The organism is Glaciimonas sp. OK215, from assembly GCF_057787885.1.
Window position 1 is genome coordinate 3,612,441 of the sequence record NZ_CM173544.1, and the last position, 19,514, is coordinate 3,631,954.

Annotated in this window: 17 protein-coding genes and 1 pseudogene; 2 read left to right on the top strand and 16 right to left on the bottom strand. The window is 58.1% G+C overall.

All coding sequences use genetic code 11. The features are described 5' to 3' along the window. Nucleotides 1-648: 648 nt before the first annotated feature. From AC3CHX_RS16655 to AC3CHX_RS16680, 6 genes are all read right to left on the bottom strand, one after another. Nucleotides 649-1,983: an MBL fold metallo-hydrolase gene (locus AC3CHX_RS16655; protein WP_488629152.1), complete on the bottom strand. Its 1,335-nt coding sequence runs from the start codon at nt 1,981-1,983 to the stop codon at nt 649-651. After that, on the bottom strand, nt 1,890-2,846 hold the full coding sequence (locus AC3CHX_RS16660; RefSeq protein ID WP_488629153.1) for a hypothetical protein: 957 nt from the start codon (nt 2,844-2,846) through the stop codon (nt 1,890-1,892). The genes AC3CHX_RS16655 and AC3CHX_RS16660 overlap by 94 nt, the downstream gene beginning before the upstream one ends. A gap of 218 nt (nt 2,847-3,064) precedes the next feature. Further along, the gene (locus tag AC3CHX_RS16665) at nt 3,065-3,934 is read right to left on the bottom strand and encodes an ImmA/IrrE family metallo-endopeptidase (RefSeq protein WP_488629154.1); all 870 of its coding nucleotides are present in this window, start codon (nt 3,932-3,934) and stop codon (nt 3,065-3,067) included. Nucleotides 3,935-4,165: 231 nt separating this feature from the next. Then, a complete protein-coding gene (locus AC3CHX_RS16670) occupies nt 4,166-4,438 on the bottom strand; it encodes a hypothetical protein (protein ID WP_488629155.1) in 273 nt (90 codons plus the stop codon). 118 nt (nt 4,439-4,556) lie between these two features. Beyond that, complete coding sequence (locus AC3CHX_RS16675; protein ID WP_488629156.1) at nt 4,557-4,754, bottom strand: hypothetical protein; 198 nt, start codon at nt 4,752-4,754, stop codon at nt 4,557-4,559. A gap of 289 nt (nt 4,755-5,043) precedes the next feature. Continuing rightward, nucleotides 5,044-5,658 carry a hypothetical protein gene (locus AC3CHX_RS16680; protein ID WP_488629157.1) on the bottom strand — a complete coding sequence of 205 codons (615 nt, stop codon included), beginning with the start codon at nt 5,656-5,658 and terminating at the stop codon, nt 5,044-5,046. 899 nt (nt 5,659-6,557) lie between these two features. On the opposite strand from AC3CHX_RS16680, the gene AC3CHX_RS16685 reads away from it, so the two are divergent. Beyond that, nucleotides 6,558-7,735 (top strand): IS3 family transposase gene (locus tag AC3CHX_RS16685; RefSeq protein ID WP_488629158.1). Its coding sequence is split into 2 segments (ribosomal slippage): nt 6,558-6,825 and nt 6,825-7,735, totalling 1,179 coding nucleotides; the frame shifts between segments, so codons are not numbered across the junction. Here the strand turns inward: AC3CHX_RS16685 and AC3CHX_RS16690 are convergent. The 4 genes and pseudogenes from AC3CHX_RS16690 to AC3CHX_RS16705 form a co-directional block, all read right to left on the bottom strand. Continuing rightward, on the bottom strand, nt 7,652-8,152 hold the full coding sequence (locus tag AC3CHX_RS16690; protein ID WP_488629159.1) for a hypothetical protein: 501 nt from the start codon (nt 8,150-8,152) through the stop codon (nt 7,652-7,654). The two genes, AC3CHX_RS16685 and AC3CHX_RS16690, sit on opposite strands and share 84 nt — an antisense overlap. A gap of 742 nt (nt 8,153-8,894) precedes the next feature. Continuing rightward, a pseudogene (locus tag AC3CHX_RS16695) lies at nt 8,895-9,579 on the bottom strand (IS3 family transposase); the annotation flags it as partial. Between the two features lie 9 nt (nt 9,580-9,588). Beyond that, nucleotides 9,589-9,870 carry a hypothetical protein gene (locus AC3CHX_RS16700; RefSeq protein ID WP_488629160.1) on the bottom strand — a complete coding sequence of 94 codons (282 nt, stop codon included), beginning with the start codon at nt 9,868-9,870 and terminating at the stop codon, nt 9,589-9,591. Beyond that, a complete protein-coding gene (locus tag AC3CHX_RS16705) occupies nt 9,870-10,415 on the bottom strand; it encodes a type II secretion system protein N (protein ID WP_488629161.1) in 546 nt (181 codons plus the stop codon). The genes AC3CHX_RS16700 and AC3CHX_RS16705 overlap by 1 nt, the downstream gene beginning before the upstream one ends. Before the next feature lie 295 nt (nt 10,416-10,710). Between AC3CHX_RS16705 and AC3CHX_RS16710 the strand changes: the two genes are divergently transcribed. Next, nucleotides 10,711-11,796 carry an IS5 family transposase gene (locus AC3CHX_RS16710; protein WP_488629162.1) on the top strand — a complete coding sequence of 362 codons (1,086 nt, stop codon included), beginning with the start codon at nt 10,711-10,713 and terminating at the stop codon, nt 11,794-11,796. Between the two features lie 164 nt (nt 11,797-11,960). Here AC3CHX_RS16710 and gspF read toward each other — a convergent pair whose 3' ends face one another. Genes gspF through gspL form a run of 6 tightly spaced genes read right to left on the bottom strand, consistent with a single transcriptional unit; the run spans nt 11,961 to nt 19,511 of the window. Then, complete coding sequence (gene gspF / locus AC3CHX_RS16715) at nt 11,961-13,181, bottom strand: type II secretion system inner membrane protein GspF (RefSeq protein ID WP_488629163.1); 1,221 nt, start codon at nt 13,179-13,181, stop codon at nt 11,961-11,963. A gap of 11 nt (nt 13,182-13,192) precedes the next feature. Then, nucleotides 13,193-14,629, bottom strand: a complete 1,437-nt coding sequence (gspE, locus tag AC3CHX_RS16720; protein ID WP_488629164.1) for a type II secretion system ATPase GspE — start codon at nt 14,627-14,629, stop codon at nt 13,193-13,195. After that, complete coding sequence (gene gspD, locus AC3CHX_RS16725) at nt 14,626-16,896, bottom strand: type II secretion system secretin GspD (protein WP_488629165.1); 2,271 nt, start codon at nt 16,894-16,896, stop codon at nt 14,626-14,628. The genes gspE and gspD overlap by 4 nt, the downstream gene beginning before the upstream one ends. Beyond that, nucleotides 16,893-17,705 (bottom strand): type II secretion system protein N, encoded by an 813-nt coding sequence (locus tag AC3CHX_RS16730; RefSeq protein ID WP_488629166.1) that lies wholly within the window; start codon nt 17,703-17,705, stop codon nt 16,893-16,895. Before AC3CHX_RS16730 ends, gspD begins: the two co-directional genes overlap by 4 nt. After that, complete coding sequence (locus tag AC3CHX_RS16735; protein WP_488629167.1) at nt 17,698-18,237, bottom strand: type II secretion system protein M; 540 nt, start codon at nt 18,235-18,237, stop codon at nt 17,698-17,700. Before AC3CHX_RS16735 ends, AC3CHX_RS16730 begins: the two co-directional genes overlap by 8 nt. Beyond that, entirely contained in the window at nt 18,237-19,511 is a 1,275-nt protein-coding gene (gspL, locus tag AC3CHX_RS16740; RefSeq protein WP_488629168.1) for a type II secretion system protein GspL, read from the bottom strand. Before gspL ends, AC3CHX_RS16735 begins: the two co-directional genes overlap by 1 nt. Nucleotides 19,512-19,514: the final 3 nt, after the last annotated feature.

Consider the following 19,514-nt stretch of genomic DNA (forward strand, 5'->3'; position numbering starts at 1 on the left):
GTCCAAGAGAGACCCCAACCGATCGACGACCTTGTCGCCTACAGCCTTAGCCAGGTGCCGCCTACTCTGCTTGTCGAACCACACCAATTCACATCCCCTACCATCTGGCATATGCGCACCATATCTATCAAGCCATTCGACAATCACCGGTGGAACGCCACGCTGCACGAGGCGTTGCTGAGCATGTTTCGATACTTGTAATTTCGACGCCATTCTTACATCCCGTTGCATCAGTAGGGCTATTGTCGGACGGGCGCACCCATTGTTCCATCCCTATATTTTGAATTACCTGCTACCGTTTTCGGGAAAGCAATCGTTTTTTTCGGGAAATTGGAAGCTAGTTTTTCCCTGAAACTAGGTAATTGGCTTTGTACAAAAAGCGCAGTGCGGCGGCGAGGCTGATACTTTTAGGAGTAAGTTTCCGGACTCCGGCAGGCGGACTTTCCACGCGCGAATCTCTTCCGGGCCGAGCTTGTCCGGCGATCGACCGACGTGGTTCGCAAATGCACTGACCTGCTGCAGATAGGAAGACTGGCAGCACCCGACACAACGGCGTTACCGCGTTTCCGGGGCGCAGTGACTAGGATACGGCCAGGCAATTTTTTTGTTTTTGCAATTGATATTTTGCTAGAACGTATCTCTCGCGCCTCAGATAACCAGCGGCTCGCCGTCATGAAGCCGCACGATGTTGAAAAAGCCGTCGCTGTTGCTGTCCCAAGCTACGCCATGAATCGGGATCAGCATCTTCGGCTTCATGGCCACTGAAAACGCCTTGAGGTCGGCTACTGAGGCATGGCCGGAGGTATGGATGTGGGCCGCTCTGGCCCCGCCCTCATCGAACCATTTCTTTAATGCGACCCCATCAGGCTGTTCGAGATAGCCGCGCCATTGGGAATAGCTCCAGGCGTCGTCCGGGTTCGGCACGACTCCCTTGGGCATCATGTCCCGCATCAGGGACGGACGGATCATGATGACCCACTTGTCCGAATTCTTGACCAAACGGGCGGCTGAGACACCGTGGGCCGCCATCCGTTTGACAAAATCCTCGCGCCCCTTGGACTTGTAGAGGCGGGAAAAGGCGCGGGTGATGACGACCTTGAGATTATTCCAACCCACTCTCGGCAGGCGGCCCGCGTCGGCGAGCAGTTCGAGAACCTCGGCTGTGTAGAGATCGACGGCCAAGGTGCGCCCGGACTTTAGACAAGCCCGATAGAGCGTTACCGTCCGGTCGATGTTTTGCGCTGACCAGCAAACGAACACACGCCCACGCGTTTCCCGGAAAAGCTCGACGAAATCGTCCTCTAAGTCCGTCTCGCTCTTGGTCGGCTTGTCGCTGCCTAGATTGGTCCCCTCCATGAGGAGAACGTCGATGTCGGGAGGCTGCGATTGCATAAGCCGTTGAACCAAGGCGGCCTTGCGCCCATGCGCACGGAAATCACCGGAATAGAGGATGCGCTTCCCCGCAGCCTCGATCAGCAACATATAGGCGTCGAACGCGGAATGATCGGTCAAGTAGGGCGTAACCAGAAAGGGCCCGATCTCAATCGGCCTCCCGCCTTCCCAGTGGCGGTAGTCGCGTACAGGGGCCGTGCCGAAGATACTGGCTGTGAGGTGCATCAGGCCCCCGGCGGCTCTGCCCGAATAGACGGGCCAATGAGCAGGCGTTTCGTTGAGGAGGCCGTAGTGGTCCTGATGAGGATGCGAAATCAGGACGCCTGCGACTGGCCGGTCCAGGTCTAGGGATTTCGGAAGAAAGTCCGTCGCGGCCTTGGGTGCGTCAAGCGGTCGCCCAACATCAAGGATGATTCGCTCGCCACTAGCAGACGATATCTCAATACAGTTGCCGCCGATCTGGTCTGTAGCGCGGTGAACGGTAAGAAGAAGGCTTCTCACGCTGGTGACATCAAGACAAATGAACCACCTTCCTCGATGACGGTCGTTTTGACGCCGGGCTGTCGAAGCTTGTCGGCATGAATTGCCCATGCCGTCTGGCTTGAGCCATTCTTGTTCAGGACGACAAGGCGGGGTTCGCAATCGACGCTTAGCTCAGACGATGACGCAGCAGCCACAATCTCGGCTCCAAGAGGATGCACCTCCCCGAGGCCGTCCGCCATTGCGCGAAGCTTGACGATCAGCTTTGCCGCATTCAGGTAAGCCTTGGCGACCAATTCGACGTGCCCTTCCGCGTTTAAAAACTTTCGATAGTCGGCCAACTGCTTCAAGACCTCTGGCTTCTCGTCCGCCACCACATCGTCACTGCATCGAAGCCGGCCATCTGTGACGAGTTTGGCCTCCCAGAAAACAACCTTTCGGCCCTCAGTCGATGATTCAATCGCGACGAGGTCGATTCGGGGAGCTGTCTTTTTCTCGCCCCAAGCTGGAAGCCCCATCTCCAAATCGATGACGTTCGGATTTGCAGTAACCAACTGGTCAACGAGATTCTTCTCCGTTCCGACATATTCCTCGTCAACCGCCTTAATCCATTTCTCAAGGGTCTTGCTTCCTCGGTATGAGTCCCATTGTTTCCCCCCACGCAGAATCCAAGTGTCGCGGAGTTTCACGTACTCTCGGCCGAACGGCGCGTCAATGCTCTTACCAACATATTTGATATGCATCGTCGCTGTGGGGGTGCCCTTTCGGTCGAACTCGATACGGGCGATGGACTGCCCACGCCTATAGAAATTCAGGTAGCCATTGCGGATTGCGAGGCGGAGACCGAAGTCGCCAGCTTCGACTCCACTTGGTCGCCACAAAGAAAGCAGGTCTTTCCACCAATGTGCTCCTGGCTTGGTGGAAAGCTCACCAAGCGCGTCAATGCCATCTAGCTGCCGTGCGAACTGGCTCATCGTTGGACCTCGATTAAACTACATCTTGTTGTGTATGATTCTGAGCAGCGAACCCATTGATTCGATTATATGTTAATTGACCAGTCGTCCTGCCACCAGAGGATGCATTACTCTGGATTCTTCTTCGAGTATTGGTTGAAAAGATACCCCCGACGACGCCAAGGCCGGATTGGTTGCGCGTGGTGTTATGCAAGCTGCCACTGCGTCGCCACGAGACGTTATTTTTCAATCGGCGGTGTACGCGATTCCACCCGATTGGCGGCCTCAAGCATTGCATACATGCTGATTGGGGAGAGGTCGATACCTTCCATCAGACTGCTCAGATACTCACGCGATTTTGTCAGCACGCCGTTGCGTTTGCACACCAGCCATGCAACAGCCTCGGCTTCCACTTCTCTTTGTGCATGGTTTAGATGCAATCTTGCGGGCCAACGCCCCTTCCTGTCTGCGCCAACATGGCCGCAATAGACATGCCCCAATTCATGCGCCAGCGTGGCATACCGGGTCGGCAAGTTGTGCGTAGCGTTGACCTTGATTCGGAAGGCTGTCGTCCTACTATCGTCATCCGCGCATATTAACGTACACGTCTCAGGCATGATGTTAATCCCTGAAGCAGTTCCTGCCAGCAAGGCACCGTAGCAGCGCGTTTCCTCTACCTGAACATCGTACTTCGCGGCGGCTTTGCATGTTTGTTCATAAATTGTCGGGGATAGCTCTCCCGCCGCGAACAATGGGTTTTCATCTTCTCCGGGTAATGAATCGCCTTCCGTATCCCCTTGCTCAAACAGGAACGACACTGGTCCGAAAGCTCGGAGAACCACAATGGGTATGGCATCGGACTTGACGTGTCGCCCTATACTTCTCCATTTTCTCCGCGAAGCCACAGCCCCTGATCCTGGCCGCTGAACACGCACAAGCATGGCGTTGTAGATCGATAAGTTGTTGAAGCGCGTAACAAACTCTAGGAATTCATGGAATCCATCCACACCGTTCGTGGCAAGCGATTCCACAAACAATTGATCAATCGCTGATTGGCAGTCCTCGAAATGCAGGAGCTGATTCCCCGCCGCCGTATTGACACTTTCCATTGCGATCTCCCTCAAATCTCAGGACACCCTGATAGCACAAGAACGGCGGGGAAAGCCGCAGACGTACCTACGCACGGCACTGCTTCGCGCACCCGCAGGCCTCAGGCGCGGGGTTCGATTCCATTATAGACAATCCAGACCGTGATGCTCATTGTGCAGGCCAAGGCTGTATGCGTGTGCGCCGAATAAGTTGCCCTCCAGCATGGCGCCTAGGTGCCCGTAGCGAACGAGCTATTTACGCGGACGCAGGTCAATCACGCGGCCATCGGGAAAGACATACACGTCACATTCCGTCGTGATGAATTTGATCGCACCATCGAACGGATACCTGCCGCTGCCACAAGCACCGGGTTCGGTCGAACGACGACGGTCCGGTTTAAGAAAGGCCGGACATTCCGCGATCAACCGGCGGCGCTCCAGGAGTCGGCGTATCGTCAGCAGGCGGGCGATTCGCCGAAAGCAACGTTCTTTGATGGCAAGATTTATGTGGTGGAGGATACGCATAGGTTTCAGCCGCTGATCTGGAAGCAACGATTTTCCACGAATTCTACGGCCATGCATCTACCCGCAGTTTGTTCGCCGGGGCATGGCTCGCAAGAGCGACTACAACGACGATGGTGTGCTATTTTCGAGCGCGTAAGTCGATTCCAGCATCGGCACTGGTCTTGTCGACTACGCCCTCACTGCTCGTTTGGCTACGTTGCTCATAGTGATATTTTTCCTTCAGGTTGCTGTCTGTATGTGACAGGATGAACGCGAGGAATCCGTAGAACAGCAACTTGAGGATCTCCCACCAAACTCCCGGTCTGCGTCGTCTCATGTCGGCTCCATAAAAATATCCGGCTCCGCATTTGTCACGTAGTGATAATTTCCAGATATCAGCGCCCCATTTGCCGAGGGGGACTAATCGAACTACGGTCCTGGCAGTGCCATGTCGCAATTGCACTGGGAATACTCAACGCTGATAAGTGGAAAAAATTGGAAGCGTATTGACAACCTAGATACATCCCTTTGTAAACTGTTGCCAGCACCGGGTTTGCAAGGGTTTTTCATGGGGCAGTTTAGTTTCGGCATCTGGAAAAAAAATGGATCGGCGCCTACAGGATTCCTCAACGAGCGCTTGGGTGGAACTGCGCCACGTAGCCGCCCTGAAGCGCTTTGATAGTGCAAGCGGGAGTCAGGACGATAAACGGCCCACTAACTGTCGACATCTGCTTTGCTGGACTATAACCGTCAAATGACCATCGATACAGGTTGGCACCACGGATGAGGTAGCAGGCGCCTAGCTCCGCCTGCTTAACAATAGTGCCGTCGGGACATCCAATTATCGAGGATGTCTCCACGCGCGCACTGAGGGCGCGATCCTGCTTCATTTTCTTATCCACGTCGCTGGCCAGCACCTTTGCGCTATTCTGGTTGCCCACGCTCCAAGCAGCAAGGAAGGCGTCGTAACGGTCACGCCGACACGTGGCGCAGGGGCGGTGGCCAGCGGCCAGAGCTGTCGCCTCGTCGAGGAAAAACAACTCGGTATAGTTACCAGAATCCATGATCGTTCGACGGCGATTCTGAAATTCAAGCAAACACGTGACCCAGGCATCCCGTTTGGAGCGGGCAACTATTTTCCTGGCCTCGTTATGGAGGCAGCCTCGGTTGCCCATCAACCCTCCACGTGCCGAGGAACAACAAATTTCACCCTCCGGATTGACTCGGTTCTGCAGTGACATCTCAGTCTCCTTCGTTGCCTACAAAATGTTGGGCCGTGGAACAGGAACTCCGAGGGCATAGTCAACAGTTTCGCCGGCGTGGTTGCTCCGGTCAACATATATATATTTAGGCGGCTTTCTTGCACAAATCAGGCCCAGAAACGGTTGAGTACATCGTCAGGTAAGGTATGGGATGACCAGTCCCGCTCCCGCCAAGTATCTAACAATTGGTGGAGTGATCCAGTTTTGAACGACAATCGCGGCAGAACAATGTGCCGGCGGGAATTGATATTGAACGTCACTGATACTGATGGCGGCGCGCACGTGGACACTGAGCTTGAAGAGGCATGCATGGCTATCTCTCGAGAAAATTCACTCGGGTGCCCCCTCGAAGCGTAAGCGTGTTTCCACAGCGCGGGCTTCACCTCCGCCAGCCTCGCCACCAATCCGCATCTACGGACGCATATAAATGGCGGCAACATGCGCATGAAACCGGGCGGCGCGTTGTCACCCCGGACGCTTCCGGCCAACGGGATTCACGACTGTAGCGAGGAAGTGCTGGAAACCTTCCTGCAGTTCAATGCCCCAGGGGCACAAGCGCCGGTCACAGGCAACGAACCATCGGCATCGACCAGCAATTCTTACGGCACCTTCAAGCACGCCGCTACAATGAGATCGGTGGCACAAACTTCGCGGCATTACCTGGCCAGCGCCGCTTCGATACCGGCACCGCGGCGCGCTTCTCCTATTGCGGAGAGGCGAGCCGGGCCGACCGCAAGGAAGGATGCGAACACATGGAGTGCAAAGCGCTGCATTGGTCGAGCGCGTACCGCCGCACAGTCTCAGCGCGAAATATTGCTGTGGTCTAATTTTGCCGGACACCTCAATGGGTGGATAATCCATCAACTGAGGAAAAGTACATGGCAAAGCAACGCAAGAAGTTTGACACGAATCTGAAGCTGGAAGTCGTGCGCATGATCAAAGAACAGGGGCTGAGCGTCCAGCATGTCAGCGAAAGTATGGACATAGGCCCGACGGCGATCCGTCGTTGGGTTACGCAGTACAGCGCCGAGCAGAGCGGCCAGGCCGGGATTGGTTTGCCGCTCACGTCAGAGCAACAGCGCATACGACAATTGGAACTCGAGAATCGCCAACTTCGCCAGGATGTCGATATATTAAAAAAGGCCTCGGCCTTCTTTGCCCGCGAACTGAAATGAGCTATCAACTCATTCGTCAACTGCAAGAGAAGGCCTTCCCTGTGCAGCACTGTTGCCGCGTTCTGTCGGTCAGCCGTTCTGGCTATTACGAGGCGCAGCGTCGTTCTGCTAAACCGGTTTTGTGCAAAGCAAGCGTCCACCTGAAGGCTGCTTTCATGGCCAGCCATCAAAGCTATGGAAGCCGCCGGTTGGTCACCGCGATGGCGAACCAAGGTATCCAGGTTGGACGCCACAAGGTGCGCAGTCTGATGCGCAAAGCTGCCCTAAAGCCCGTGTGGAAGCGTAAATTCGTCCACACCACCGATAGCAAGCACAACTTGCCGGTCGCTGCCAACATCCTCAATCGGCAGTTCAATCCGGTCGCGCCGGACATGGCGTACGTGACCGACATCACGTACGTCCGTACCGGTGCTGGATGGCTTTATCTGGCCATCGTGCTGGACTTGTTCGCACGCAAAGTGGTCGGCTGGGCCATGGCCCCGAACATGCCTGCTGAACTAGTCTGTGCTGCTCTGAACATGGCGATTCAGCAGCGCCGGCCAGCCCCCGGGCTGATCGTCCATTCTGACCGTGGCAGTCAATATGCAAGCGAGCTGTACCAGGACCTTCTCGACGAACATGGCTTTGTTTGTAGCATGAGTCGCAAAGGAAATTGTTGGGACAATGCCGTCGCGGAACGCTTCTTCTTGAATCTCAAGATGGAGCGCGTCTGGCAGCGCCAGTATGCCAACCATGCCGAGGCCAGGAAAGACATCACTGCGTACATCGTCGGCTTCTACAACACCGAGCGATTGAATTCAGTATTGGGCAATCTGCCGCCCGCCGCCTACGAGCGGAAAATGGCAGAAAAAGAACCTATTGTTGTGTCCGAAATTACTTGACCACCGCATATCACGGCCCAAGCGTTTAGCAAAGGCCGCGCGTAATTCAGAAAAATCGTCGTCCACCTTAGCCTGATGCGCTTCCCCATTGTCGACCACGATCTGCGAAACGACGCGGTCACGCCATTTTTGCGGCTGGCGGTTTTTCAGCCAGAAAATCGCCGCCGTCGGATCCGGTGCGTATCGCTTGATGATCGGCGTCAGCGTGATTTCGCCCTGATAATTCGAGACGTGGACGTCGTCGTGGCTGTAGCCGAGCGCGCGTTGGTACAGCTTATCGACCACCTCGGCATCGGCCTGGGCTTTGCCACTTTTTAAGGACTTAAGAAATGTCGGGTGAGCATGCTTCCACGCGTTAATCGTCACCTCCGACACACCAAAAAAATCGGCCAGCTCGTTGTCAGTCGCGCCGAGCAAGCACAGCTTCCGCACCTGCTCACACATCTCATCGCGGTACGCGGTACGCGGTACGCGGTACGCGGTACGCGGTACGCGGTACGCGGTACGCGGTACGCGGTACGCGGTACGCGGTACGCGGTACGCGGTACGCGGTACGCGGTACGCGGTACGCGGTACGCGGTACGCGGTACGCGGTACGCGGTACGCGGTACGCGGTACGCGGTACGCGGTACGCGGTACGCGGTACGCGGTACGCGGTACGCGGTACGCGGTACGCGGTACGCGGTAGGTCGACCAACCGTTTTCTTTTCATGCGCGTCCAGTATTTCTAACGACCTCGTATTTTTTTTCATATTGCACTCTCAAGATAACGGACTGTTTCCACCGCTGCCTGCGCGCGCGAGATTATTCCGTCAAAGTTATTCCACGCCGTCGGTTCCGGAAAACCCTGAGGCGACCGCGCAGGAGGCTTACCTTTCTGCCGACATGATTTGTGAAACACCCGGAATACAAACGTCATCGCGATTCACCTTGATCCCGGTCCAGGTAAATTAGTAAGATTCTTTTCATTTCTGTTTTCCTTGAAATTATTCCTTTGTCATTTTTCCTTCCTCGACCATAAAACCACTGATCCTTACTCCATCTCACTCCACCCCTAAAGGGTAGCCCGCTCCTGCAAGCCGACTCCGAAGGACCTTCCTTCATCTTCAATAAAGCACCGCAAACGTCGATGCGCTGACGTTCGCGTTCTTGGCACACCCCAACAATTTCCTTTGCGACTCATGCTACAAACAAAGCCATGTTCGTCGAGAAGGTTCTGGTACAGATCGCTTGCATATTGACTGCCACGGTCAGAATGGACGATCAGCCCGGAGGCTGGCCGCCGCTGCTGAATCGCCATGTTCAGAGCAGCACAGACTAGTTCAGCAGGCATGTTCGGGGCCATGGCCCAGCCGACCACTTTGCGTGCGAACAAGTCCAGCACGATGGCCAGATAAAGCCATCCAGAACCGGTACGGAGTACGTAATGTCGGTCACGTATGTCATGTCCGGCGCGACAGGATTGAACTGCCGATTGAGGATGTTGGCAGCGACCGGCAAGTTGTGCTTGCTATCGGTGGTCTGGACGAATTTACGCTTCCACACGGGCCTTAAGGCAGCTTTGCGCATCAGACTGCGCACCTTGTGGCGTCCAACCTGGATACCTTGGTTCGCCATCGCGGTGACCATCCGACGGCTCCCATAGCTTTGATGGCTGGCCATGAAAGCAGCCTTTAGGTGGACGCTTGCTTTGCACAAAACCGGTTTAGCAGAACGATGCTGCGCCTCGTAATAGCCAGAACGGCTGACCGACAGAACGCGGCACAGTGCTGCACAGGGAAGGCCTTCTCTTGCAGTTGACGAATGAGTTGATAGCTCATTTCAGTTCGCGGGCAAAGAAGGCCGATGCCTTCCTAAGAAACACACCCTGATTCTGATAAATCCTGTGGATGCAGCGTAAATCCGAATTGCGCGGCACGACGATGAAGCTGCTTGATGACGCGGTCCCGGTATTGCTGCTCATAATGGTCTGCGCCCGGATCCCGGTAGTCCATGCCATATCGCATCGCGTTGTAGAACAGGACGGCGATCTTGCGCGCGGTCGCGGTCACTGCCTTGGCTTTGCCGATGCGTGCGGCAAGGCGCCGGTAGAACGCACCAAGCGCGGTATTGCCGAGTCCACGACTTGTGCCCATCACTTGTCCGGTGTGCCCAGTGTTAGGGGGGCTGCAGGCACATCCTGGTTGATAAGCGCCGCCGGGGCTGGCGCCAATACCGGTGACGTAGTTAACAGCCCCGGCTTCGGCCGCGCGCCTTCAGGCAGCATCACACGCTTTAGAATGCCATCTTTAGACAGCAGGACATAGGTGGCATGCACCTCTTTGATGCTGGTCCCGGGCAGCAATTCCCTGCCCTGCATGACCGCCTGTGCCGGCTTGCCGTCGGCGCTCAGAATGGCGATGCTTTCCTCGGTTTTTTTTGCGACCACTACGCCCGTCAGCTGGTAATTGCTGCCGACTGTTGCCGTGCTGGGCCCGCCAAACAAGCCGGCAGCCTGGGAGATATCGATCTGCGCATCCTCCGCCTGAGGCGGCGCTGCGACCGCACGCAACGCCGGCTTGACTAGCTGCATCACCCAGTAAGCAGTGCAAACGCATAGCAGGATGAAGAGCAGCGGGCTGAGGAGTTGAGGCAGACGCCTGGTATATCCGCCCAATTTTTTACTTATTTGTCTGTTCATATACTGTCCACGAAAATCACGAAAAAAAATTTGTAGGCTGGGATTACATCCCAGCCTTGTAATCGGCGCCATGATGCGAAAACTCGTTCATGTGGGTTTCGGTGTCCTCAAATCAGGGGAATCATTTAAGTCCGCCTTGCATCGCACTTGGCGGTCATAACAGTATCTACTTCCAAGGTGTTGTTTTTCCTTGATGGAATGCGCATTAACAGGTTGTTGAAAAATCCCCGGGGCCTGTCAACACCTGGGGGCGGGTATACGTTGTACGGTCAGGGCAATTTTTCTTGATAAATCCATGCGCAAATCCGACGTCACCCAACACGCCATGTTCAGCTACCGTACGCTGGAAGAACGCATTCCTGCCGACCATCCGCTGCGCAAATTGCGCGTTCTGGTCGATGGCATTTTGCAGAGCATGAGCCTGGAGTTTCAGGCGCTGTATTCGCGCCGTGGCCGGCCGTCGATTGCGCCGGAACGCTTGTTGCGCGCCAGTCTGATTCAGACGCTGTTCTCGATCCGTTCGGAGCGGCAACTGGTGCAGCATATCGAGTACAACCTGCTGTATCGCTGGTTTGTCGGGCTCAACATCGACGAGCCTGTGTGGAACCATTCGACCTTCAGCGCCAATCGGGAGCGCCCGTTCAGTGAAGCGATGACGCAGCGGTTCTTCGCGCAGGTGCTGCGCATTGCGCAGTGGCAGAGCCTGGTATCGGATGATCATTTCACGGTTGACGGTACGATGATCGAAGCCTGGGCGTCGGTCAAAAGCTTCGTGAAGAAAGATGGCAGCAGCCCGCCGCCTGAGGGTGGCGGCCGCAATCCCACGGTGGATTTCAAGGGTGAGACGCGCTCGAACGACACGCATGCATCGACGACCGATCCCGATGCACGGCTGTACAAGAAAAGCGAAGGCGAGAAGTCCCGCCTGAGCTACCTGAGCCACGCGCTGATGGAGAATCGCAACGGCTTGATCGTCGATGCCGAGACGACGCTGGCGACCGGCACAGCGGAGCGCGAGGCGGCACTGACCATGGCCGAGCGCACTATCACCAAGTCGGGCGCGACACTGGGCGCCGACAAGGCATACGACGTTGCCGGCTTCGTCGAGAAGTTGCGCAAGTTGCGGATCACGCCGCACGTGGCACAGAAGAAAAGCAGCGCCATCGATGCACGCACGACACGGCACGCCGGCTATCAAGTGAGCCTGAAAAAGCGCAAGTTGGTCGAAGAGATTTTTGGATGGAGCAAGACCGTTGGAGGATTGCGCAAGGCCAGATTCATCGGTCTGGCCAAGGTCAAGGCGCAAACGGTCTTTACCTTCGCCGCGTACAACTTGACCCGTATGGCGACGATTCTTGGTTGGCGTTTGTCGGCCGTATAGGGCGTAATCCGTCCGCAGCATGCCGAAAGGCACGGAATTCTGCCCAACATGGACTAAAAGCCCGCTAGAAACCGGTTCCCAGGCTTCATCCGTGGTCGCAGCGAATTGATTTCGACTAGTCATCGATAAAACCCGAAGGTATTCATGCCTTTTTCAACAGCCTGTTAACGTATCAACTGGTTGATTTCAATAATCGGCATCAGCACCGCCAGCACGATCAACAATACCACCACCCCCATCGCCAGAATCAGCGCCGGCTCCAGCAAGCCGGCGATGGTCATTGCGCGCCGCTCCAGATCCTGCTCCTGCGCACTGGCGGCCCGCTCCAGCATGGCTGGCAATTCGCCGGTTGCTTCGCCGGCACGGATCATGTGGATCAGCATCGGCGGAAAATGCCGGTGCGCCGCCAGCGCCCGCGCCAGGCCGACACCCTCGCGCACGCTGGCGGCGGCGCTGTCGACCTGCTGCCGCAGCGCGACGTTGGAAAGCGTATCGCGACTGGTTTGCAATGCCTTCAGAATCGGTACGCCGGAGCCGGTGGTAATCGCCAGCGTACGGGCGAAGCGGGCGGTATTCAGGCTGCGCTCGAATTTGCCGTACAGCGGTGCGCTCAGCAGCCAGATATGCCAGCGCATCCGGGTCGAGGGATTCTTGAGCGCAGTACGCCAGCCGTAGACCAGGGCGATCGCCACAATCAGTACCATCCAGCCATAGTTGCGCACAAAGTCGGAAACGGCCAGCATCAGTACGGTTAGCAGCGGCAATTTCTGCCTGGTATTGGCAAACACCGAGACGATCTGCGGCACCACATAGGTCAGCAGGAAGATCACGATAACGAATGCCACTACCGTGACGATGGCGGGATAGGTGAATGCCAGTTTCACCTTTTGTACCAGCGCATTGCGGCCTTCTATGTAATCGGCCAGCCGCAACAGCACACGCGCCAACTGACCGATCTGCTCGCCGGAGGCCACCAGCGCCCGATAAATGTCGGCGAAATCGCGCGGATGGCCTGCGAGTGCGCTGGACAACGAGGCACCGCCCATCACATCCGAGCGAATCGATCCGATCAGATCGCGCAAATAGCTGCGCTCGGCCTGTTCCAGCAACGCGGTCAAGGCCTGCTCCAGCGGCAGGCTGGCTTCCAGCAAACTGGCCAGCTGGCGTGTAAACAAGGCGATCTCAATCGTCGACAGATGCTCGCCAAAGCCACGCCGGCGCAGGTTGCCGGCGCCATCTACCTGCTGCGCAACCAGCTCTACCGTCAGCGGCAGCAAACCCTGGGCGCGCAGATCGGCACGCGCCGTTTTGGCACTGTCGGCATTCATCACGCCGTTGCTGGTGCTGCCGGCGGCATTCACCGCTTCGTATCGAAATGCTGGCACGCTGTCCTCTCTTATTCTTTGGTAACGCGCAGCAACTCGGCTTGCGTCGTGACGCCCTCGGTCAGCCAGCGCAGACCATCCTGGCGCATGGTCTGCATGCCGTCGCGTTGCGCCGCCTGCCCGATCTCGGCTTCGGCAGCGCGATTGTGAATCAGCGACCCGATCTCATCGGTGCATTGCAACAACTCGTAGACGCCGACCCGGCCGTGATAGCCGGTGTGACCGCATGCTTCGCAACCGACCGCATGCCACAGCTGGCCATCGTGACGGCGGCAATCGGTGCACAGTTTTCTGACCAGACGCTGCGCCACCACGCCCAGCAAGGACGACGACAACAGAAACGGTTCGATCCCCATATCCAGCAAGCGGGTCACGGCAGCAGCAGAGTCGTTGGTATGCAGGGTCGCCAGCACCAGATGCCCGGTCAGCGACGCCTGCACCGCAATCTGGGCGGTTTCCAGATCGCGGATTTCACCGATCATGATGACGTCCGGATCTTGCCGCAAGATCGCCCGCAGGGCTTTGGCGAAGCTCATGTCGATGCGTGCGTTGACCTGGGTCTGGCCCACCCCGGCCAGCTCGTATTCGATCGGATCTTCGACCGTCAGAATATTGGTTTGGCTGGTATTCAGGCGCGCCAATGCGGCGTATAAAGTGGTGGTCTTGCCGGAGCCGGTGGGTCCGGTGACCAGCACGATGCCATGCGGCTGCGCGATCAGGCGGTCAAACTGCGGCAGCACTGCGGCACTCATGCCGAGATGCTGCAGATCGAGCCGGCCGGCTTCCTTATCCAGCAAACGCAGCACTGCGCGTTCGCCATGCCCGGTCGGCAAGGTCGACACCCGCACATCCACCGGCTTGCCGCCGACCCGCAACGTGATGCGGCCATCCTGCGGCAAACGCTTTTCGGCGATATCCAGCTGCGCCATGATCTTGATGCGGGAAATCAGCGATGCATGGACCGCCTTCTTGGGCCGCACGACATCGCGCAAACGGCCATCGACACGAAACCGCACCACCGAAATCTGCTCGAATGGCTCGATATGAATATCCGACGCGCCCTCGCGCAAGGCCTGCGTCAGCAACACATTGATCATGCGGATCACCGGCGCATCGTCGGACGACGCCAGCAAATCCTCGATCGCCGGCATATCGTGCAACAGTTTGGCGAGGTCCAGATCGGATTCGAACTCATCCACCACTTGCGCCGCATCGCCACCGGAACCGGCATAGGCCTCGGCAATCGCCGCATCCAGCGCAGCGCACGCCATCGACCGCAATTTGACGCGACCGAAGCGACGGCTGACTTCGGCAATCGCGGTCGGCCGTGTGGCGTCGGAAATCCACAATTCCACGGCGTGGTCAGCGTCGTCGGCCTCCCCGCTACGCTGCGCCAGCAATGAGAAATTGCGGGCGAACGCGTAAGGTAACAGGCGAGCGTCGCTCATGGCGCTTTGTCATGCAGGAAACCCGGTGCCGGCACGGGTTCAGGTATCAGCATCGCAGGTAGCGCCGGTTGCAGGTCCGGTCCGGCTTGCTGCCTGGACCGCAGATCAAGGAACGGACCGCCATCTTCCAGTTTTGGCGATACCGACGAGCCGAAATCGGTCAGAATGCTGTTGCCCGGTTGCACGCTGCGTTGTGCTTTGCGCATGTAATCGTAACGGTCTGCCACCACCGTTGCGCTCTGCTCCCTGTTGCGAATAATGGTAGGACGCAGGAATATCATCAGGTTGGTTTTGTTGCGGGAACCGGACTGATATTTGAACAAGTTGCCGATCACCGGCAGATCGCCCAACAAGGGCACTTTTTGGATAGCGCTCTCGTTGTCGTCGCCGATCAGGCCGCCCAATGCGATGATGTCGCCATCGTCGATCACGACATTGGTATCCAGGGAACGCTTGGTGGTGGTCGGCCCGTTTTGATTGGATGCGGTACTGGGCACCACTGCCGACACCTCTTGCGAAATTTCCAGGCGCACGGTACCGCCTTCCGAGATATGCGGCTTGATCTTCAAGGCGGTGCCCACGTCCTTCCGGTCGACGGTGGTAAACGGATTGGTGGTGGTCCCTCCGGTCGTGGCGTACGAGCCGGTAACAAAGGGCACGTTCTGGCCGACTACGATCTTCGCTTCTTCGTTATCCAGGGTCAGTAAATTCGGCATGGACAGGACGTTGCTGCCAGTCGTCGCATTCAAGGCACTGGCGAGTGCGCCCAGGCCGATTTTTCCGGCAATCTGGCGCAACACGCCAAGCTGCAAACCGCTGCCGAGAGTCGGCACACTTGCCGTGGCGCTTCCTGAATTCAGCGCCTGGCCAAGCGCCGTGTTGAACAGGTTGCCGCTGGTGATGCCTGCATTGCTACCTTGAAATCCGGTACCGCCGCCGACCCGGTAAGCACTGTTTTTGTCCCCGCTCAGCGCCAGCCACTGCACGCCGATCTCGCTCGCCGCCGTGTCCGTCACCTCGACGATCAAGGCTTCGACATAGACCTGGGCACGCCGGGTATCGAGCTGATCGATGACGCCGCGAAGGTTGCGGTAGACCGGCTCGCTGGCGGTAATGATCAGCGTATTGGTGGTGTCGTCGGCCTGGATAAAGCCCGCCGCACCGGCCGCTGGCGCAGAGCCGCCGGAAGATGCCGCTGGTGAAGGTGGCGCTGGTGCCGGCGTGGCGGACGCTGCGCTGCCGGCACTTTGCAACATGCCGCCTGCGCTGCCGCCAGCACTCGGGCCGGCGGAAGAATGGCCGGTCGGCGGCGGCGAGGTATCGAGTGAAACGATGGCGCGCAGCGTTTTCGCCAGCTTGACGGCGTCGGCATTTTTCAAATAAACCACATGCACATTGCCGACCTGCGTCGTCGGCTGATCGAGCTTGGCGATAAGCGACTTGGCCAGGTTGGCGCGCGCCGTCGATGGCGCGCGAATCACCACCGAATTGGTTCTCGAATCGGCCAGCATAACGATGCGGGCGCTGTCGCCGCCAGCCGCTGCAGCGCTACCGGACTCCAGCAATTTGCCGGCCATAACGGCAATATCGCTGGCCACTGCGTAGCGGATCGGGACGACATCCAGATCGCTGATGGCCGGCACGTCAAGTGCCGCGATCATTTTCCCGAGACGCTGCAGATTTTCGGCGTAGTCGGTGACCACCAGCGTATTGTTGCCCGGGTTGACGTTGATCGTATTGTTGGGCGAAATCAGCGGCCGCAGCACCGGCATGATATTGCTTGCCGATTCGTAATTCAGGGAAAAAATCCGGGTTGCAATCTGGTCGCCCCTGACGCCCGCCGCCCGGGTCGGCCCCAGTTGCAACTTGGCGTCGGCTTCCGGCACCACTTTGACAAAGCCGTCGCCGCGCACCACCGCATAGCCTTGCAGACGCAAGGTCGACGCCAGCAAATCGAAGGCCTGGGATTTGCTCAGCGGTTTTTCCGATACCAGATTAATGCTGCCCTTGACGCGCGGATCGACGATGAACGTCGTATTGGTGTATTGGCCGACGGCCTTGATCACGGACTCGATGTCGGCGCCGACAAAATTCATCATGGCCTGGTCACTGGCGTTAGTGGCAGCTGTTGGCGCCGGCACCGGCCGTGCCGCCGTTGCCGTCGTTGCCGCAGCGCAACTCAGCAGGGCGATGGCTGCCGCCGCCGCTACGCGCCGGCTGTGTGCTTCGAATGTTGAGCGTATTGCGAGATACATTTTATCTTTCATGATTTGAACTCTAGTCCGATAACATTCTTGCCGTTGATGCGGCGCGGCTGGCCCAGCAAGCTCAGTAAGGCGGCCAATTTTTCTTCCTGACCCGCCGCAGCTTGCGCCGTCCCCGAAAACTGTAGATGACCGTCATGCAAATTGCCACTACCCTCGAGCAACATCGATCCGCCCAATGTCTGCAAGGTCAATCCGGCCTGCCTGCCCTGCCAGTCAAACCGCATGCGATAACTGCCCAGCGGCTTCTGCGGCGACAGGCGCGTTGCCATCCCCATCATGTCGAGTGTCATCACGCCGTAAAAATCGACGCCATCGGTGCGACGCGCAAGCGCCATCTGCTGCCAGCTTAGCCGCAGCTTCCCCGACGGCTGCAGGGTATTTAATGGCGCACCCAATGCCGCCAACCGTTCCGCCGGCAACGACATGCTGGCCGCACTAATGGTCCAGGTACTCCAGCTGCCGCGAATGCTGACCGGTTGTGACAGCACTTGCGCGTTCTCCAGGGTCGCACCCACCCGCCCGACCAATACCAGCGGCGACAATTGCCAGACAAAGCGGCCCGGCAGCAACGGCATCACGGCATCCCTGCCGCTGGGTGCCGCGCCGATAAATGCAGAGCCGCGCCACAGCGAACCTTGTGCATCGCCCAGCGTGATCCGTCCGCCGGTCCGGCTTTCGAGTAGCGGCGCCAGCCATGCTGCCGGAAGAAAGGCAAGCACGGTGATTAGCACGCTAAGGAGTGCTGCTCCCGCCCACAGGAGTCCAATGCTTAGCGCTCGCCCACGCTGAAAACGCAAGCCCTTACTCATGCTTGGGCTGCCACAGCGTGACAGTGGCATTCACGGTATCGGGCTGCGCGCCTGGTCCGCCGGGGGCGCTGACATTGGTGTCCACGACCTGCCAATGCGCGGTCTTTTGCGCATCGTCAAGCCAGTCCACCAAGCCGGAAAAAGCCACCGCAGACAACTGCACCTTGGCCATGTCGCCGCTCATCACAATGCTTTGCGGATGCAGGCCCTTGCTCTTGAATGCGGCGTCAAGGGCCTCCTTGCTCAACGGCGAGGCCGGTCGCTCGGCCGCATGACCAGATAAGGACGCAGCCTTGGCCGTCAAGGACTGCAATTCGGCGGATTGCTGGCGCAGCGCCGGCAACACTTCTTGCAAGCGGGTGCATCCGCTCAAAGCCGGATCGATCAAGGCCAGATATATCAATGCCAGCAACATCAGTGCCGCGGCAGAACCCAGCAAGCGCCGTTCACGCCGATTTCGTTGCGACCACCATGCGCTAGCCGACCCACGCGTTTTTTCCCAGGCCTGCTGGAGTGGATTGGATGCCGGCATCACTTGCTACTCCCGATCTGCCATACGCCGGCGGCCGGCCTGGTCAAGGTTAACTTCTTCTGCTCCAGGGCTTTGCTGATTTGCGCTTCGGCTGCTTCGGCAACGGCGGTATCTTTCACATGCACCAGCAAATGGTGGTCGCGATATTCCAGCGCCGCAATCGCGCCACTGTCCGCGCTCTGCGGCAATGCGGCCCAAGCCTCGCCAAAACCGGCCGCAAGTGCAATAAAATCGTCAGGCGCAAACTGACCGCTGGCGCGTTCCGCGGCGGCAACCTTTTGCTTCATCTGCGCGATCGGATCGACGATCACGGTCTCGTTCGGATAGGCGGCACGATAGCTTTGCATCATGCCTGCACGCAGGCTGCCGGCCTCACGGCGCATGCGCCACCAATCGACATTCAAACTGACAATACTCACCAGCAACAAGGTCGCCGCCAGTCTCAACGGCCAGCGCCAGCGGCGCCAGCTGAACCCGGTCCCGGCGGCACTGGCCGTCAGTCCGCTCATCAAATCCACGCCACCGCCGCGCGTCAACGCTTGCGCGCCTGCAACCCAGTGCGACCAGTTGTCGGCCAGTACCGTGACTTGCGCCACGCCGAGCTCCTGATAGGCCGAACGACTGGATTCAGGGACATACAGTGTGACCTGCTGCTGCGGCAGAATAGCAGTCAGCCCATCCAGCACTTCTTGTGCCACCGACTGGCCGGAAAGCGGCGATAGCAACCAGCCTATCCCCTCCTCTGCGGAGGTACGCAATGCGACGTCGATAGCGCCGCCGTGATCGGTCACGGCAGCGACTGCCGTGCCGGGCCCGCGCAACGGCAGGCAAAGCTGCGCCGGCAAGGCTTGCAGATTGTGTGCGCCGAGCGCCAGCATAGTCTTGACCACCAGCTCCAGCCAATCCCGTTGCACCACGGCGATCAGGCGCACATTATCGGTAGCGCCATTGCGCCCGCGGCCGGCAACAATCACGCAGGCTAGCGGGTCGGCCAGCAATTGCTCCTCCACCAGGTTCGGCAAAGCCAGCTTCAGTTTGGCGTCCGACAATGGCGGTATCGGCATCCGCCACAGGTTGACATCGACGGCGGCCAGTATCAGCACTACCCGCGCGGCGGCGGCGACAGTCTCGGCCAGATCGGACAGTTGTTCGGTTCCCTGGCGTTCGATGCGGCCCTGCTCGGATACCAGCGCAAACCGGCAATCCGGCATCGGCAGCGCGGCCGCGCCATCGAGCATGGCCCTGGCGGGTAGCCGGATAAATAAGATACTCAAAAC

Bases quoted from the DNA above. Each gene is read 5' to 3' on its own strand.
- gspE (WP_488629164.1), bottom strand. From the start codon at position 14,629: ATGAGCGACGCTCGCCTGTTACCTTACGCGTTCGCCCGCAATTTCTCA.
- AC3CHX_RS16665 (WP_488629154.1), bottom strand. From the start codon at position 3,934: ATGGAAAGTGTCAATACGGCGGCGGGGAATCAGCTCCTGCATTTCGAG.
- AC3CHX_RS16680 (WP_488629157.1), bottom strand. From the start codon at position 5,658: ATGTCACTGCAGAACCGAGTCAATCCGGAGGGTGAAATTTGTTGTTCC.
- AC3CHX_RS16670 (WP_488629155.1), bottom strand. From the start codon at position 4,438: ATGCGTATCCTCCACCACATAAATCTTGCCATCAAAGAACGTTGCTTT.
- gspD (WP_488629165.1), bottom strand. From the start codon at position 16,896: ATGAAAGATAAAATGTATCTCGCAATACGCTCAACATTCGAAGCACAC.
- AC3CHX_RS16730 (WP_488629166.1), bottom strand. From the start codon at position 17,705: ATGAGTAAGGGCTTGCGTTTTCAGCGTGGGCGAGCGCTAAGCATTGGA.
- AC3CHX_RS16700 (WP_488629160.1), bottom strand. From the start codon at position 9,870: ATGGGCACAAGTCGTGGACTCGGCAATACCGCGCTTGGTGCGTTCTAC.
- AC3CHX_RS16710 (WP_488629162.1), top strand. From the start codon at position 10,711: ATGCGCAAATCCGACGTCACCCAACACGCCATGTTCAGCTACCGTACG.
- AC3CHX_RS16655 (WP_488629152.1), bottom strand. From the start codon at position 1,983: ATGGGCAATTCATGCCGACAAGCTTCGACAGCCCGGCGTCAAAACGAC.
- AC3CHX_RS16705 (WP_488629161.1), bottom strand. From the start codon at position 10,415: ATGAACAGACAAATAAGTAAAAAATTGGGCGGATATACCAGGCGTCTG.
- AC3CHX_RS16735 (WP_488629167.1), bottom strand. From the start codon at position 18,237: ATGCCGGCATCCAATCCACTCCAGCAGGCCTGGGAAAAAACGCGTGGG.
- AC3CHX_RS16675 (WP_488629156.1), bottom strand. From the start codon at position 4,754: ATGAGACGACGCAGACCGGGAGTTTGGTGGGAGATCCTCAAGTTGCTG.
- AC3CHX_RS16660 (WP_488629153.1), bottom strand. From the start codon at position 2,846: ATGAGCCAGTTCGCACGGCAGCTAGATGGCATTGACGCGCTTGGTGAG.